This is a genomic window from Burkholderia cepacia ATCC 25416, from assembly GCF_001411495.1.
Classification (GTDB): domain Bacteria; phylum Pseudomonadota; class Gammaproteobacteria; order Burkholderiales; family Burkholderiaceae; genus Burkholderia; species Burkholderia cepacia.
Window position 1 is genome coordinate 1 of record NZ_CP012982.1, and the last position, 16,129, is coordinate 16,129.

General features: G+C 67.7%; 12 protein-coding genes and 1 pseudogene. 9 read left to right on the forward strand and 4 right to left on the reverse strand.

Annotated elements, in window-relative coordinates:
• The 5 genes and pseudogenes from APZ15_RS17505 to APZ15_RS17525 all read left to right on the forward strand — a co-directional run.
• Positions 1-2,402: pseudogene (locus tag APZ15_RS17505) on the forward strand (efflux RND transporter permease subunit); the annotation flags it as partial.
• 46 nt (positions 2,403-2,448) lie between these two features.
• Positions 2,449-3,678, forward strand: coding sequence for an efflux RND transporter periplasmic adaptor subunit (locus APZ15_RS17510; RefSeq protein ID WP_027791491.1), 1,230 nt, complete (start codon positions 2,449-2,451; stop codon positions 3,676-3,678).
• Positions 3,679-3,683: 5 nt separating this feature from the next.
• Positions 3,684-5,195 (forward strand): efflux transporter outer membrane subunit, encoded by a 1,512-nt coding sequence (locus APZ15_RS17515; protein ID WP_080981945.1) that lies wholly within the window; start codon positions 3,684-3,686, stop codon positions 5,193-5,195.
• A gap of 28 nt (positions 5,196-5,223) precedes the next feature.
• Complete coding sequence (locus APZ15_RS17520) at positions 5,224-5,919, forward strand: heavy metal response regulator transcription factor (protein ID WP_021159240.1); 696 nt, start codon at positions 5,224-5,226, stop codon at positions 5,917-5,919.
• The gene (locus APZ15_RS17525; RefSeq protein WP_027791489.1) at positions 5,916-7,382 is read left to right on the forward strand and encodes a heavy metal sensor histidine kinase; all 1,467 of its coding nucleotides are present in this window, start codon (positions 5,916-5,918) and stop codon (positions 7,380-7,382) included. Before APZ15_RS17520 ends, APZ15_RS17525 begins: the two co-directional genes overlap by 4 nt.
• Positions 7,383-7,455: 73 nt before the next feature.
• On the opposite strand, the gene APZ15_RS17530 is transcribed toward APZ15_RS17525, so the two are convergent.
• The 4 genes from APZ15_RS17530 to APZ15_RS17545 all read right to left on the reverse strand — a co-directional run bounded on the left by APZ15_RS17530 (position 7,456) and on the right by APZ15_RS17545 (position 12,270).
• The gene (locus APZ15_RS17530; RefSeq protein ID WP_027791488.1) at positions 7,456-8,496 is read right to left on the reverse strand and encodes an AraC-like ligand-binding domain-containing protein; all 1,041 of its coding nucleotides are present in this window, start codon (positions 8,494-8,496) and stop codon (positions 7,456-7,458) included.
• Positions 8,497-8,640: 144 nt separating this feature from the next.
• Positions 8,641-10,167, reverse strand: a complete 1,527-nt coding sequence (locus tag APZ15_RS17535) for an amidase (RefSeq protein WP_027791487.1) — start codon at positions 10,165-10,167, stop codon at positions 8,641-8,643.
• Between the two features lie 55 nt (positions 10,168-10,222).
• Positions 10,223-11,281 carry an aliphatic aldoxime dehydratase gene (gene oxdA, locus APZ15_RS17540; RefSeq protein WP_027791486.1) on the reverse strand — a complete coding sequence of 353 codons (1,059 nt, stop codon included), beginning with the start codon at positions 11,279-11,281 and terminating at the stop codon, positions 10,223-10,225.
• Positions 11,282-11,373: 92 nt separating this feature from the next.
• Positions 11,374-12,270: a transporter gene (locus tag APZ15_RS17545; protein ID WP_034196046.1), complete on the reverse strand. Its 897-nt coding sequence runs from the start codon at positions 12,268-12,270 to the stop codon at positions 11,374-11,376.
• Positions 12,271-12,782: 512 nt separating this feature from the next.
• Between APZ15_RS17545 and nthA the strand changes: the two genes are divergently transcribed.
• From nthA to APZ15_RS17565, 4 genes are all read left to right on the forward strand, one after another.
• Entirely contained in the window at positions 12,783-13,382 is a 600-nt protein-coding gene (nthA, locus tag APZ15_RS17550) for a nitrile hydratase subunit alpha (RefSeq protein ID WP_027791484.1), read from the forward strand.
• Positions 13,383-13,424: 42 nt separating this feature from the next.
• Positions 13,425-14,078: a nitrile hydratase subunit beta gene (nthB, locus tag APZ15_RS17555; RefSeq protein ID WP_027791483.1), complete on the forward strand. Its 654-nt coding sequence runs from the start codon at positions 13,425-13,427 to the stop codon at positions 14,076-14,078.
• A complete protein-coding gene (locus APZ15_RS17560) occupies positions 14,075-15,337 on the forward strand; it encodes a GTP-binding protein (protein ID WP_051363313.1) in 1,263 nt (420 codons plus the stop codon). The genes nthB and APZ15_RS17560 overlap by 4 nt, the downstream gene beginning before the upstream one ends.
• A gap of 184 nt (positions 15,338-15,521) precedes the next feature.
• A complete protein-coding gene (locus APZ15_RS17565; RefSeq protein WP_012338243.1) occupies positions 15,522-16,109 on the forward strand; it encodes a LysE family translocator in 588 nt (195 codons plus the stop codon).
• Positions 16,110-16,129: the final 20 nt, after the last annotated feature.

Genomic DNA, 16,129 nt, shown 5'->3' on the forward strand with positions numbered 1-16,129 from the left:
TCGATCCTGAAAAGCGGCGACGCGTCGACGCTCCAAGGTCGTGTCGGACCTGAAGGCGCTGCTGCCGAAGGTGATCCCGACACTACCCGAAGGGCTCACGATCACGCCGCTGTTCGACCAGTCGGTGTTCGTCGACGCGGCCGTCCAGGGCGTGATCCACGAAGCGCTGATCGCCGCCGTGCTGACCGCGATGATGATCCTGCTGTTCCTCGGCAACTGGCGCAGCACGCTGATCATTGCGATCTCGATTCCGCTGGTCGATCTTCACGTCGCTGATCGCGCTGTCCGCGCTCGGCGAGACCATCAACATCATGACGCTCGGCGGGCTCGCGCTCGCGGTCGGGATCCTGGTCGACGATGCGACGGTGACGATCGAGAACATCGAGCGGCACCTGCATCTCGGCACGCGCCGGGCCGCCCCAAGCGTGCCGAGCGCCCCCCTCGGGGGGCAGCGACCGGAGGGAGCGTGGGGGTCGTCGTTCAGTACGAACCTGCATGACGCGATCCTCGAAGGCGCCGGCGAGATCGCGGTGCCCGCGTTCGTGTCGACGCTGTGCATCTGCATCGTGTTCGTGCCGATGTTCTTCCTCACGGGCGTCGCGCGTTTCCTGTTCGTGCCGCTCGCGGAAGCCGTCGTGTTCGCGATGCTCGCGTCGTACGTGCTGTCGCGCACGCTGGTGCCGACGCTCGCGATGCTGCTGTTCCGCCCGCAGCAGGCGAGCGCCGGCCCGGATCGTTCGACGTCGCGCTTCGCACGCATCCATCACGCGTTCAACGAAGCGTTCGAGCGGCTGCGCGCGTGGTACATCGTGCTGCTCAGCATCCTGCTGGTGCGCCGCCGCTTCTACGCGACGTGCTTCCTCGGCTTCTGCGTGCTGTCGACCGGCCTCGTATTCGTGCTCGGCCGCGACTTCTTCCCGAACGCCGATTCGGGCAACATCCGCCTGCACATGCGCGCGCCGACCGGCTACCGGATCGAGGAAACCGCGCGCCTCGCCGACCAGGTCGAGCGCGTGATCCGCGCAACCGTGCCGCCCGACGAGCTCGGCGCGATCGTCGACAACCTCGGCCTGCCGGTGAGCGGCATCAACCTGTCGTACAGCAACGCCGGCACGATCGGCACGCTCGACGGCGAGCTGCTGATCGCGCTGAAGCCCGGCCACCGCGCGACCCAGCACTACGTGCAGGCACTGCGCACGGTGCTGCCCGAGCGCTTCCCGGGCGTCGAGTTCTTCTTCCAGCCGTCGGACATCATCACGCAGATCCTCAACTTCGGCCAACCGGCCGCGATCGACCTGCAGGTGCTCGGCAACGATCTCGCGAGTAACATGACTATCGCGAGCAGCCTGATGAAAAAGTTCAGGCAAATCCCCGGCGCCGTCGACGTGCACGTGCTGCAACGCAACGACGAGCCGACCCTGCTGGCCGACATGGACCGTACGCGCATGCAGCAGCTCAATCTCTCCGCGCAGAACGTCGCGCAGAACATGCTGATCTCCCTGTCCGGCAGCTCGCAGACGACGCCGTCGTTCTGGATCAACCCGCGCACCGGCGTCCAGTACCCGCTGCAGATCCAGACCCCGCAATACAGCATCTCGTCGGTCGACGACCTGCTCGGCACGCCGATTTCGGCGAGCGGCCGCACGGGCATGCCGCTGCAACTGCTCGGCAACCTCGTGCAGGTGCGCAGCACCGCGAACCCGGCCGTGATCACGCACTACAACATCCGCCCGGCGATCGACGTGTACGTGAGCGTCGAGGGCCGCGACCTCGGCGCGGTCGCGGGCGAGATCGACCGCATCGTGTCGGACGCGCGCGCGACGCTGCCGCGCGGCACCGAGCTGACGATGCGCGGCCAGATCGAGACGATGCGCACGTCGTACCTCGGCCTCGGCGCGGGCGTCGCGATGGCGATCGTGCTCGTCTACCTGCTGATCGTCGTCAATTTCCAGTCGTGGCTCGACCCGCTGATCATCATCAGCGCGATGCCGGCCGCGCTCGCCGGCATCGTGTGGATGCTGTTCATCACCGGCACGCACCTGAGCGTGCCCGCGCTGACGGGCGCGATCATGACGGTGGGCGTCGCGACCGCGAACAGCATCCTGGTCGTGTCGTTCGCGCGCCAGCGTCTCGAAGCCGGCGCGCCGCCGCTCACGGCCGCGCTGGAGGCCGGCGCGACACGGATCCGGCCGGTGCTGATGACGGCGCTCGCGATGATCATCGGGATGGTGCCGATGGCGCTCGGTCTCGGCGAAGGCGCCGAGCAGAACGCGCCGCTGGGCCGCGCGGTGATCGGCGGGCTGCTGTTCGCGACCGTTTCGACGCTGCTGTTCGTGCCGCTCGTGTTCGGCGGCGTGCATGCGCGGCTGGCCCGCCGGCGCGCGCGCCAGGCCGGACACTGACTTTCGTCCCCTTTCGTCCCACTACCCGGTTGAATTGGTTGAATTCATGGAAGAGAAACATCACAGCGCCGTCGGCATCCAGGTGGACGAACACGGCATGCACCTGCCGACACGCACGTCGGTGTCGCGACGCGGACGCATCGTCCTGATCGTGATCGGCGTGCTGCTGGCCGCCGGCGCCGCGCGCACGATCGTCGTCAACGTGCTGAACCGCAACCGGCTCGACACGGTCGCCGAGCAGAACACGCGCCAGTACGTGACCATCGCGCATCCGGTCGATGCGGCCACCGGCGGCAAGCTGTCGCTGCCCGGCACGCTGCGCGGCTTCGTCGAGGCGCCGATCTATGCACGCGCGAGCGGCTACGTGCTGCGCTGGCAGGCCGACATCGGCGCGCACGTGAAGCAGGGCCAGGTGCTCGCCGAACTCGACACGCCCGAGCTGAACCAGGAACTCGCGCAGGCCACCGCGCAGCGCCAGCAGGCGCAAGCCGCACTCGCGCTCGCGAAGACGTCGTTCGACCGCGCGCAGCAGTTGCGCCAGCGCGATGCCGTCTCGCAGCAGGAACTCGACGACCGGCAAGGCGCGTTCAACCAGGGCACCGCGAACCTCGCCGCGGCCGACGCGAACATGCGCCGCCTCACCGAGCTGAAAGGCTTCCAGCGGATCGTCGCGCCGATCGACGGGATCGTCACGCAGCGCAACGTCGACGTCGGCGATCTCGTCAGCTCCGGCAACGCGGGGCGTTCGCTGTTCACGGTCGTGCAGGCCGACCGGCTGCGCCTCTACGTGCAGGTGCCGCAGGCGTACGCGCAGCAGGTGAAGGTCGGCCAGCACGTGAGCGTCGCGCAGGCCGAGCTGCCGGGCCGGACGTTCGACGGGACGATCACGCGCACGTCCGAGGCGATCGACGTCGCGACGCGCTCGCTGCAGATCGAGATCACGCTGCCGAACCCGGACGGGCGGCTGCTGCCCGGCGCCTACGTGCAGGCCACGTTGCCGATGACGCCGGTCGGCCGCCTGCAGGTGCCGGCCAATACGTTGCTGTTCCGCGCCGAAGGCCCGACGGTCGCGACGGTCGATGCGAACGGCCAGGTGCGCCTGAAACAGGTGACGGTCGTACGCACGATCGGGCAGACGCTCGAAGTCGACGGCCCGCTCACGCCGAACGACCGTCTCGTCACGAACCCGAGCGACGCCCTCGCCAACGGCGATCAGGTGATCGTCTCGGTGCCGGCCGCGAAGCCGGCATCGAGCGCCGCGGAGGCGAAGTCGTGATCGCGATGCGCATCCGCCGGCGGCCCGCCGCCGTCTCCGCCACCGCCGTTGCGCTCGCCGCCGCCCTCGCCGGCTGCACGGTCGGCCCCGACTACCGGCGGCCCGACGTCGCCACGCCGGCCGCGTGGCGGCTCGATCCGGCCGATGGGTACTGGCACCCGGCCGCGCCGGCCCGCGCGCCGCTCGACCCGGCATGGTGGACCGCGTTCGGCGATCCGCAGCTCGACGCGCTGGAAGCCGAAGCGCTGCGCAACAACCAGAACCTGAAGGCCGTCGCCGCGCGCTACGACCAGGCGAAGGCGACGCTCGCGTCGGTCGCCTCGGCGCAGTATCCGGCCGTCGGCCTGAACGCGAGCGGCCAGCGCTTCAAGATCTCGGCCGACCGGCCGCAGACCAACTACGCGACGCAGAGCGCGTCGACCGTGCAGAACGACGTCCAGGTCGGCGCGAGCGTCAGCTACGAGCTCGACCTGTTCGGCCGCGTGCGGCGCAGCGTCGAATCGGCGCAGGCCACCACCGAACAGGCGCGCGACGATTTCGCGAACGCGCGCCTGGTGCTGACCGCCGATCTCGCGTCGAGCTATTTCGCGCTGCGCGAATTCGACACCGAGATCGACGTCGTCAAGCGCTCGATCGACCTGCAGCAGAAGGCGCTCGACTACGTGAGCGCGCGGCACGACCTCGGCGCGGTGTCGGGCCTCGACCTGCTGCAGCAGCGCGCGCAGCTCGACGCGACGCGCACCCAGGCGCAGCTGCTGCTCCAGCAGCGCGTGCAGGTCGAAACCGCGATCGCGACACTGGTCGGCACGCCGGCCCCCACCTTCTCGATCGCGCCGCGCGTCGTGCCGATCAATGCGCCCGCGCTGCCGACCGGCCTGCCGAGCGACGTGCTGCAGCGGCGCCCCGACGTCGCGTCGGCCGAGCGCGCGATGGCCGCCGCGAATGCGCAGATCGGCGTCGCGCGCGCCGCGTATTTCCCGCGCATCACGCTGTCGCCCGACATCGGCTGGGACGCGACGCGCTTCGCCGGCCTGTTCACCGTCCCGGCGTTGCTGTGGTCGGTCGGCGGGTCGCTCAGCCAGCCGCTGTTCGAAGGCGGCAAGCTGAAGGCCGGCGTCGATTTCGCGCAGGCCGGCTATGTCGCCGCGCAGGCCAATTACCGGCAGACCGTGCTCACCGCGTTCCAGGAGGTGCAGAATGCGGTCACCGGGTTGTCGGTGCTCGCGGAGGCCGCGCAGCAGGCCTCCGCGGCCGTCGACGACGCGCGCAAGCTCGTGTCGCTCGCGCAGGATCGCTACGCGGGCGGCCTGACGCCGTTCATCGACGTGCTGACAGCCGAGCAGCAGTTGCTGACGAGCGAACGGCAGGCCGTGCAGATCCAGGGCCAGCGCGCGGCGCTCGTCGTGTTTCTCGCGAAGGCGCTCGGCGGCGGCTGGGACGGCCAGGCGGCAAGCGGCCCGGCGCCGGCCGAGGTCGCCGCAGCCCCGGCACCGGCGCCAGCGCCCCCGGGCCCTTAACCGGATTACGCGGACAACGGATTCGAACATGAAAGTCCTGATCGTCGAAGACGAACCGAAAGTCGTCGAGTACCTGAAGAGCGGCCTGACCGAGGAAGGCTGGGTCGTCGATACCGCGCTCGACGGCGAGGACGGCGCGTGGAAAGCCGTCGAATTCGACTACGACGTGGTCGTGCTCGACGTGATGCTGCCGAAGCTCGACGGCTTCGGCGTGCTGCGTGCGTTGCGCGCGCAGAAGCAGACGCCCGTCATCATGCTGACCGCGCGCGACCGCGTCGACGACCGCGTGCGGGGCTTGCGCGGCGGTGCCGACGACTACCTGACCAAGCCGTTCTCGTTCCTCGAGCTGATCGAACGGCTGCGCGCGCTGACGCGCCGCGCGCGCGTGCAGGAATCGACGCTGATCTCGATCGGCGACCTGCGGGTCGACCTGATCGGCCGCCGCGCGACCCGCGACGGCACGCGGCTCGACCTGACCGCACAGGAATTCCAGCTGCTCGGCGTGCTCGCGCGGCGCAGCGGCGAGGTGCTGTCGAAGACGACCATCGCCGAACTCGTGTGGGACGTGAACTTCGACAGCAACGCGAACGTCGTCGAAACGGCGATCAAGCGGTTGCGCGCGAAACTCGACGGCCCGTTCGCGGACAAGCTGCTGCATACGATCCGCGGCATGGGCTACGTGCTCGAGGCGCGCGAGGACGGCGATACCGAGAGGCCGGCATGAAACGCTCGATCGTCCTGCGGCTGTCGGCGATGTTCGGCATCGTGTCGCTGCTCGTGTTCACGCTGGTGGGCTGCGGGCTGTTCGTGATGATGGAGCGCCAGCTGTTCGCCGAGCTGCGCGCGACGCTCGATACGCGCACCAAGGTCGCCGAGATGATCGTGTCGCACGCGCTCACGTCCGAACGCGGGCGCCTCATGCAGGAAAAGCTCGCCGATCTCGAACCGCCCGACGGCTCGACGCGCTACCAGGTCGACAGCACGAATCCGGATTTCCGGTTCGGCAAGCCCGTCGACGGCGTGCCCGTCGGCGCGCCGTTCGGCGCATTCCAGCGCTACGCGCTGAACGACAGCAGCTACGACGTGATGACCAAGACCGTCACGGTGGCCGGCAACGGCGAGCGGCCGACACTGAGGCTGATCGTCGCCAGCTCGTGCGAGCGCACGCAGCGGATGCTGCGCCGCTTCGGCTGGACGCTCGCCGGGCTGATCGCGATCGCGACGATCATCACGCTGCTGCTGAGCCGCGCGGTAGCCCGCTTCGGGCTCGCGCCGCTCGACCGGCTGTCGCAGGATGCATCGGCCATCAGCCTCGCGAACCGCCGCCAGCGGCTGCACACCGACGCACTGCCGGCCGAGCTGCGCGACCTCGCCACGTCGTTCAACGGCGCGCTCGATCGCATCCAGCAGACCTACGCGCGGCTCGAGGCGTTCAACGCGGACGTCGCGCACGAACTGCGCACGCCGATCAGCATCCTGATCGGCCAGACCCAGGTCGCGCTGACCAGCCGCGACCGCACCGTCGAGCGGATGCGGCAGACGCTGCAGTCGAACCTCGAGGAATTCGAGCGGCTGCGCGTGATCATCAACGACATGCTGTTCCTGTCGCGCAGCGACCGCGGCGAACGGGCAACCGACCTGAAGGACGTGTCGCTCGCCGACGAGGTGCGGCGCATGCTCGATTTCCTCGAGATCCCGCTCGACGAGGCGCAATTGCACGCCGAACTGCACGGCGACGCGCGCGCGGCCGTCGATCCGTCGCTGTTCCGTCGTGCGATGACGAACCTGCTGATCAATGCGATCCAGCATTCCGCGCCCGGCGCGACGTTGCACGTGACGATCACGCGCCGCGACACGCTCGTCGAGATGGCCGTGTCGAACCCCGGCGAGCCGATCGATCCGGTGCAGCGCTCGCACGTGTTCGAACGCTTCTACCGGCTCGAGGAAGCCCGCGCGAACAGCAAGGAGAACCACGGGCTCGGGCTGTCGATCGTCAAGGCCGTCGCCGAGATGCACGGCGGCAGCGTATTCGTCGCGTGTTCGGGCGGCGTCAACACGTTCGGCTTCTCGGTGTCGACGGAACCCTGCGCGGGCGGACCGCTGCGCGCGGGAGACGCAACCGATGCAACCGGCGTGGTCGACTCCACCGATTCGCGGCCGGCGCACGCGCCGCGGGCGCTGCACTGACGGCGGCTGCGCCTGTCGACGTCCGGCCGCCTCCGATCGGCGCTTGCCGGCCACGAACGCGGCGCGGGACGCATTACGCGCGCGGCTTGCCGCCCTGCTCGCGCCACGCCCGCGGCGACATCGCAAACCGCTCGCGAAACACACGACTGAAATGCGACATGTCGTTGAATCCCCAGCGCAATGCGACGTCCGATACGCGCAGCGACGCGCATTGCGGATTCGCGAGATCCTGCGCGCACCGTTCGAGCCGCAGGTTCCACACGTGACGCATCAGCGACGTCTCCTCGGCCTCGAAGAGCTTGTTGATGTACCGCGACGAAATCCCGATCGAGCGCTCGATCATCATCGGGTTCAGCTCCGGATCGTGCAGGTGCTCGAGCACATGCCGTTTCACACGCGTCAGTGTCAACGCCTTCATCCTCGATTGCGCGAGGTCGTTGCGTTGCATGCCCCCGAGCGTCATCGCGATCAGCGTGATCGCGGTATCCGACAACTGCCGCATCTCGTCCTCGGTCACACTGCGGATCTGCGACGACATCTGCTCGAGAAACGCACGCATGACGCTGCCGACGCCGTCCCCGGTTTGCGTCGGGCACGCCGTGCGGTGCTCCATCCCGACGACGAGCTGGTTCAGCGTCGCACGGGGAATGCTGACGACGATCTCGCGCCACGACTGGCCGAACTGCAGGTGGTGAGGCCGTGTCGCATCGTAGATCGCGAAATCCCCGGGATGCAGCGTGACGATCTTGCCGTCCTGTTCGACCGACTGGCTGCCCTCGAGCATCAAGACCCCGAAATACTTGTCCTCGTACTCGCTGCGCGCCTGGCGATAACGCCGTATCACGGCCTGCTCGCTCGCGTGGATTTCCGAGATTCGCATCTTTTCGCACTTGCGCTGCCGCACCCGGCCGAAGAAATCGGCTTTCTGCACGGCCGCGATCTGCACGTCCGCGAACAGGCGCAGAATCGTCTCGCGCCAGAATTCGATACGCTGGCTGACCGAGCCGTCGATCGGCACCTCGATGGCCGCGTTCGTCCGTTCGTCCAGCGGGCTGCCGGACGCCGGAACGGGCGCGTCGCCGCGTGCGGCGCGCGGGAAAGGACGCATCGTCATGGTCGTGCCCCACATGGGTTAGCAAACACGCAGCCGACAGCGTGCCCGTTCAAAAGCGCATTGTCCAATCGATGACCGCGTACACCGCGTGGCCGGTCGAACCGGCACGCGGCGCGGCGGCGGCATGCTACCGCTCCGGGCATGTCATGCGCACGTCGTCCGACGCCAGTCGGACGACTGTTCATACGCATACGCAACGCGGTAGAGCGTCGCCTCGTCGAAACGGCGCCCGACCAGTTGCAGCCCGATCGGCAGATCGTCGGCTACCCCGCACGGCAGCGACATTGCCGGATGCCCGGACACGTCGAACGGCGCGGTATTCGCGAGCATCTCGAACGCCCGCGTCAGCGACTCGGACATCGCGCAACCGGGCTCCGGCAGCTTCGACGCGCGCATCGGTACGGTCGGCATCAGCAATACGTCATACGACTGCAGCGCCGCGTCGTAAGCCGATCGCAAGCGTCGCGCGAGGTTCTGGCACTTCGCGTAGTAACGCCCGCGATACCGGCTCGTGAAGTATTCGCCCAGCAGCATCGTCACCTTCACGGTATCCGGCAACTCGTCGGCGCGCTCGCGCCAGCCCGCGTGATGATCGATCATGCCGGTCACATACAGGCCGCCCCAGTTGAACCCGTGGCTGTTGCCCTTCATCATCTGCTGCGTCGCGCCCTCGGCCGCAATCGGCAGCCAGATCGCGGTGCCGGCCGCATGCAGCGGCACCGACACTTCTTCGACGCGCGCGCCCAGCTTGCGCAACCGCTGCGTGGCGGCCCGCACGGCCTCGTCGACCACTTTCTCCGAATTGGCAAGCCCGAACGCCTCGCGCAGGATGCCGATCCGCAATCCCGCGATGCCGTCGCGGATCGCGCCGAGATAGTCGGCGCGCGGCGGCAACGTCCGTTGGCGCGGATCGAGCCCGTCGTCGCCCGCGATCACGTCGAGCAGCAGCGCGTTGTCGAGCACGTTGCCCGTCATCGGCCCCAGATGATCGACGGTTGCCTCGATCGGCATCGCGCCGGTGTACGGCACGAGCCCGTGCGTCGGCTTCATCCCGTAGATGCCGCAATAGGCGGACGGGATCCGCACCGAGCCGCCCTGGTCGCCGCCGAGCGCCATGTCGACCTCGCCGCTCGCAACCAGCGCGCCGCTGCCCGACGACGAGCCGCCGGACGAGTGCCCTGCCTTGCGCGGATTGTGCACCGGCCCCGACGCGCTCGTGTGCGAGCCGCCGGAAAAGCAGTAGTACTCGCAGGTCGACTTGCCGGCGATCGTGCCGCCGGCGTCGAGCACCCGCGTGACGACGGTCGCATCGACATCGGGCACGTAGCCCTCGAACGTGGTCGAGCCATTGCGCATCGGCACGCCGGCGACGCAGATGTTGTCTTTCACGACCACCGTCCTGCCGCGCAGCTTGCCGTCGGCGGCGCCGTGGATCGTGCTCTTGCGCGCCCACGCGCCGTAACGGTTCTCGTCGCCTTCCGGGCGGTAGCCGGGCGTGCGCGGATACGCGACGACGGGCAGATAGTCGGGCAGCGCGTCGATCGCATCGTAGGCGTCGAAGTTCGCCTGCAAGGCATCGTCGTATTCGGCGAGTTGCCGGGAATCGAGATGAAAGCCGAAGCCGGCTGCCATATCGGACAGTTGTTCGCGGGTCGGGCGTTTGATGGCCATCGACGTTCTCCAGTTCGGTAAGCGGCACCGCCGGCCCCGGCGGTGCCGGCGGGATTCAGCGGGCGATGGCGACGGCGTCGCGCATCATCCCGGTGCGCGGATGGCAGTTCACGTATTCGTAGACCTGATGCTTCGCGTCGAAGACGGAAACCTCGTGATACAGCCGCAGTTTCGACAGCCCGGTGACGACGCGGAAGAACGTGACGAAGATCCGCAGGTGCGTCGGATGGGATTCGGCCCATCGTTCGAGGCGGTCGAGCGAACGCCAGTGGCCGATGTTGTAGCTCTCGTCGAGCACGTTGCCGTCGAGATCGATCGAGCGCACGTAGCGGTTGCTGTAGCAGCCGACGTCCGTGCCGTTGTCGCGCAGGAAGTCCATTCCGCTGCGCAGCGTCGGCTCGATCTCCTCGAGATACAGTCGGCGCTCGTCGTGCTCGGCCGCGCGCCAGTCCTGGCCGGAGCGAATCAGCGCGATGTTGTCGTGCGCCAGCACGACCACGCGGCCACCGCGGGCCGGATCGCCCTCGACGATGCGCAACTCGCCGTCCGCCCGCATCCAGTCCGTCTGCGAGATCGGGAACCGGTCGCGCATCGATCCCCAGTAGCCGTGCTCCTCGATCTCGCCGCTGACGCCGTCCATGATCGCGCCGACGCCGGGGAAATCGTTCGTGAATGCGTAGAGCGTCTCGAACTGCTCGGCGCGCGGCGCGACGATTTCCCGGAAGTAGCCGATGCCGTCCGCAAGGCGTGCGTCGGAGGTCCACCATTCGACGAGTGCAGGCGACGCAATCCAGCGCGCATACGCGGCCGGATCGCGCCAGTAGCCGACGGCGATCAGGTTCTCGTAACCCTGGTCGTCGGTGTGTTGCGTCAGATCGAAGTTGTTCGGGCCGTCCTGCGCACCGAAATCGGCGACGATCCCGCGCAAAGCGGCCAGTGCCGCCGCGCGCTTGTCGGCGCCGCCGTATTGCACGCCGAAATAGCCCATCACGACCTGGCTCAGGTCTTCGGCGGCCCGGGCGACGTACATCGGGAACGGCGGCTGGTAGTCATCGGCGACGCGGCGCGACAGCGTCCGCGGGCAGACCAGGTGTTTGTCGATGGCGGATTCCATGCATGACCTCTCTGGAAAGGGAATCGGGTGTCGGGGTATCGACGTGGGGAAGGAGCGACATGCACCGGCCTTATCCCGGCGCATGCGGGTGGTCAGAAGATGTGCGCGTAACGCAGGCCGGCGAGCACACTGTTCTTCGGACCGTTGCGCACGCTCAGGTCGGTGCCGAGCTGGATTTGCACCTGATCGGCCTTCGTCACGAACTTCGCCGCGGTGATCCGCAGGCGCGTCGTGCGCAGCGCGTCGTTGTTGTCCGTGCCGTCGACGCTCGTTTCACCGCCCCAGAGCTGCGTGATGCCGATCCCGAGCGACGTGCCCGGATCGGGCATGTAACGCACCATCGCCTGTGCGCTGTAGCTCATTCGCTGATGCAGCGTCGCACCGCTCGCGCCGTACGACGTGTTATTGCCGTACCAGATCGCATCGCCGACGAGATCGAGTGCCCACTGCGGCGAAAAGTGCTTGACGTAGGCTGCCTGGAAATCGAGCGACCAGCGGTTGGCGCCGAGATTGAGACCGCGGTTCTGGTCGTAGCTCCCGGTCGGCGCGTAGACGTAGACCGTCGCGGCGACGACGTCCTTCGCTTCGTTCAGGCGGAATTTCAACGGTGCGGTCAGGATCACGTCGCCGACACCGTTCGTACTGCCAAGCGCGCCGGCGCTGCCGAAGCTGCTGATATGACCGAACGGCAGCAACACCTGCGGATCGATCGTGAGCCTGTCGGTGAGCTGGAACACATGCAGCAGGCGGGCGATGCCGACATTCGACTGCAGGTCGAAATCCGACGTCCGGTGGCCGTTCGCGTAGTAGGCGTTCGTCGCGGAATAGTTGTAGTACAGCACGCCGATCGTCGCGCCGACCGGATACTGCTCATAGTCGCCGGGATCGACCTCGACCGCGCCCGCGTAATGCGATGCGACGGCGATCAGCGACAAACCGATCCAGCGCGCGATTCGCTTCAGTTTCATTCTGTTGACGTTGTCCATCATGCTCCTCACCTGGTTGCGCAGACACCGCCACGCTCGACGCACGACGAACGGGAACCGTCGCCGGATGGTGGAATCGCGGGATGCTGGCCGACTGTTGTTCCGCCGTTACATCGGGGATGCCGGCGATTCGCGACATCGAACGGCCGTCGCTTGAGGATGAGAATAGGAAGGCAAAATCCGCAGTTCTGTTTTCCGGCGGAACAAGAAATTGGCTGTGGCGGGCCTGCGCCTCCGATGTCATGCAGCGGTCGCAAAACGTGCGCCGCTGCCGCTGTTTTCGTCCCGGGCGCCCCGCCGATTGCCGCCCATCTCCGTGCATCCGCGCGCATCGGCCCCATGCCGCGCCACGGGGCCGTCTCAGCACAGTTTCCGATCCGTGCCGGCAAAGAACCGCGCTTTTTCTCTTCTTACCCTGCTCATCGAGCGTGACCGACACCACGCGTCCACGCCCCGCCACGGCAATACCACCGCGATGGCGGCGGTCAACCCGAACCACGACAAGGAACCCCACGATGAGCGCGACCCCTTCCGCGGAAACAGCCTCGACGCCCGGCGAACGTGCCTGGGCGCTGTTTCGCGTGATGAAAGAGAAGAACCTGATCCCCGACGGCTATATCGAAGGCCTGACCGAGCTGATGTCCACGACCTGGGATCCGGCCAACGGCGCGCGCATCGTCGCGCGTGCGTGGGTCGACCCGGCGTTTCGCGAACTGCTGCTGAAGGACGGCACGGCCGCGTGCGCGCAGTTCGGCTACACCGGCCCGCAGGGCGAGTACATCGTCGCGCTCGAAGACACGCCCACGCTGAAGAACGTGATCGTCTGCAGCCTGTGCTCATGCACGAACTGGCCGGTGCTCGGGCTGCCGCCCGAGTGGTACAAGGGCTTCGAATATCGTGCGCGGCTCGTCCGCGAGGGCCGCACGGTGCTGCGCGAGCTCGGCACCGACCTGCCCGACGACGTCGTCGTGAAGGTCTGGGATACGACCGCCGAAAGCCGCTATCTCGTGCTGCCCGTGCGGCCGGCCGGCAGCGAGCACATGACCGAGGATCAACTGCGCACGCTCGTCACGAAGGACGTGCTGATCGGCGTGGCGCTGCCGCGCGCGCGCTGACTCCCCCCGTTTCGCTCTCGACCTTCATCTCGGAGATCACATATGGACGGCTTTCACGACCTCGGCGGATTCCAGGGTTTCGGCCCGGTGCCGCACACGATCAACAGTCTCGGCTACAAGCCGGTCTTCAAGGAAGACTGGGAACATCTCGCGTACAGCCTGATGTTCGTCGGCGTGGACCAACTGAAAAAATTCAGCGTCGACGAGGTACGTCACGCGGTCGAACGCATCGACGTACGCCAGCATGTCGGCACGCGCTACTACGAGCGCTACGTGATCGCGACGGCGACATTGCTCGTCGAAACCGGCGTGCTCACGCAGGATGAACTCGACCGCGCGCTCGGTTCGCATTTCCGGCTCGCGAACCCGCCGACATCCGGCGGCCGGGCGGCACCGCCCGACTCGACGCGGTTCGAGGTCGGCGAGCGTGTCGTCGTTCGCGACGAATACGTCAGCGGGCACATCCGCGCGCCGGGCTACGTTCGCGGCAAAGAAGGCGTCGTGCTGCACCGGACGACCGAATCGTGGCCCTTCCCGGACGCGATCGGCCACGGCGACACCGGCGCCGCCCGTCAGCCGACCTACCATGTCGAGTTCCGCGTGAAGGATCTGTGGGGCGACGCCGCCGACGACGGCTACGTCGTGGTCGACCTGTTCGAAGGCTACCTGGATCGCGCGTCCGGGCAGAGCGCATGACGACGCCGGGGAAGCAAGGCGCGCCGGCCGCCCCTGGCCCGAGGATTCCGGTCACCGTGCTGTCCGGCTTCCTCGGCGCCGGGAAGACGACGTTGCTGAACCACATCCTGCGCAATCGCGCGGGACTGAAGGTCGCCGTGATCGTCAACGACATGAGCGAAGTGAACATCGACGCCGACGATGTGCGGCGCAACGTCGAGCTGCATCGAGGCGAGGACGAACTGGTCGAGATGAGCAACGGCTGCATCTGCTGCACGCTGCGCGCCGATCTGCTGGAGCAGATCAGCACGCTCGCGCGGCAGCGCCGCTTCGACTATCTGCTGATCGAGTCGACCGGCATCTCGGAGCCGATGCCGGTCGCGGAGACGTTTGCGTTTCTCGATCGAGACGGTTTCAGCCTGAGCGAGCTGGCACGGCTGGACACGCTCGTCACGGTAGTCGACGGCGAGACGTTCGAGGACATGATCGCGTCGGCCGAACCGGTCGCGCACGACGCGGCGCTCGCGAACGACGGCAATTCCGGTCCGCCGCGCAAGCTGTCGGACCTGCTTCTCGAGCAAGTCGAATACGCGAACGTGATCCTCGTGAGCCGTCTCGACCGGATCGGCCACGCGGGTTTCGACCGGCTGCGCGCGATTCTTGCGTCGCTGAATCCATCTGCGCGAATCCTGCCGATGCAGCACGGCAAGGTCGATCCGTCAGACGTGCTCGATACCCGGCGCTTCGATCTGCCGGCGCTCGTCGAATCGCCGGGATGGATGCAGCGCATGCAGATCGACGAACGTCCCTCGGAATCGGATGCGTACGGGATCGCGTCGTGGACCTATCGCGAACGTGCGCCGTTTCATCCGGCACGCCTGCTCGCATGGCTGCGTCGTCCGTGGGACAACGGCCGACTGCTTCGCTGCAAGGGTTATGTCTGGGCTGCGCACCGCTATCCCGAGATCGCCATGCTCGTGCAGACGGGCGGCGCGTTCCAGTGGGGTTACGTTGGGCGATGGTGGCGATTCATCCCGCAGTCGGACTGGCCGCACGACGACTATCGCCGCGATGGCGTGCTGAAAAAATGGGAGGAGCCTGCGGGGGATTGTCGGCAGGAAATCGTGTTCATCGGGCAGTCGGTCGATCACGACCGGTTGCGTCGCGAACTCGATGCGTGCCTGCTGACGGTCGAGGAAATCGACGCGGGCCCGGAGTCGTGGCTGCGGCTTCCGGAAGCCGACGCGTTCGACGCGCTCGCGGCGGCCGCTCATCCGTGACGTGAGACTCGATGCCTTCGGTTGCAACGCCTGCGTCCAACGACTGTCGAGCACCGGTGAGCGCCGTGCCCGGTTCGGCGTTGCCTGAATCCAGACAGCGCCGCCGAGGGCAGTTTTCTTCAATACCGGCACGCGCGGCTTCTTTAGTCTCGATGCGACTTTGACATTCGCATGGAGGCACTCAATGAGCATGCTGGTTTCGATGGCCGCGTTCGCGCTGGCGTCGTCGATCACACCCGGTCCCGTCAACATCGTCGCGCTCAGTGCGGGCGCGCGCCACGGTCTCGGCGCAAGCCTGCGGTATGCGGCCGGCGCGACGCTCGGCTTCGTCGCGCTGTTCCTGCTGATCGGCCTCGGGCTGCACGCGGCGCTCGCGCGCTGGCCCGTGCTGACGACCGCCACGCAGTGGTCGGGAATCGCGTTTCTGCTGTACATGGCGCTGCGGCTCGCCCTCGACGACGGCCGGCTGTCGGCCGACCCGGACGTGGCCGGCCCGTCGGCGGCGTCCGGCGCGGCGATGCAGTGGCTGAATCCGAAGGCGTGGCTCGCGTGCGTGGCCGCGATGGGCGCGTACGCGGCCGACGGCGACCGCGCGCAGGTCTGGCAGTTCGCCGCGCTGTATCTCGTGATCTGTTTCGCATCCATCGCTTGCTGGGGATATGCCGGCGCATCGCTGCGGCACCGGCTCGCGAACGCGCGGAGGATGCGCGTGTTCAACCGGCTGATGGCGCTGCTGCTCGCGGGCAGCGCGCTGTTTCTGCTGGACGTCTAGCCGGCCGGCTCGCGGGTCAG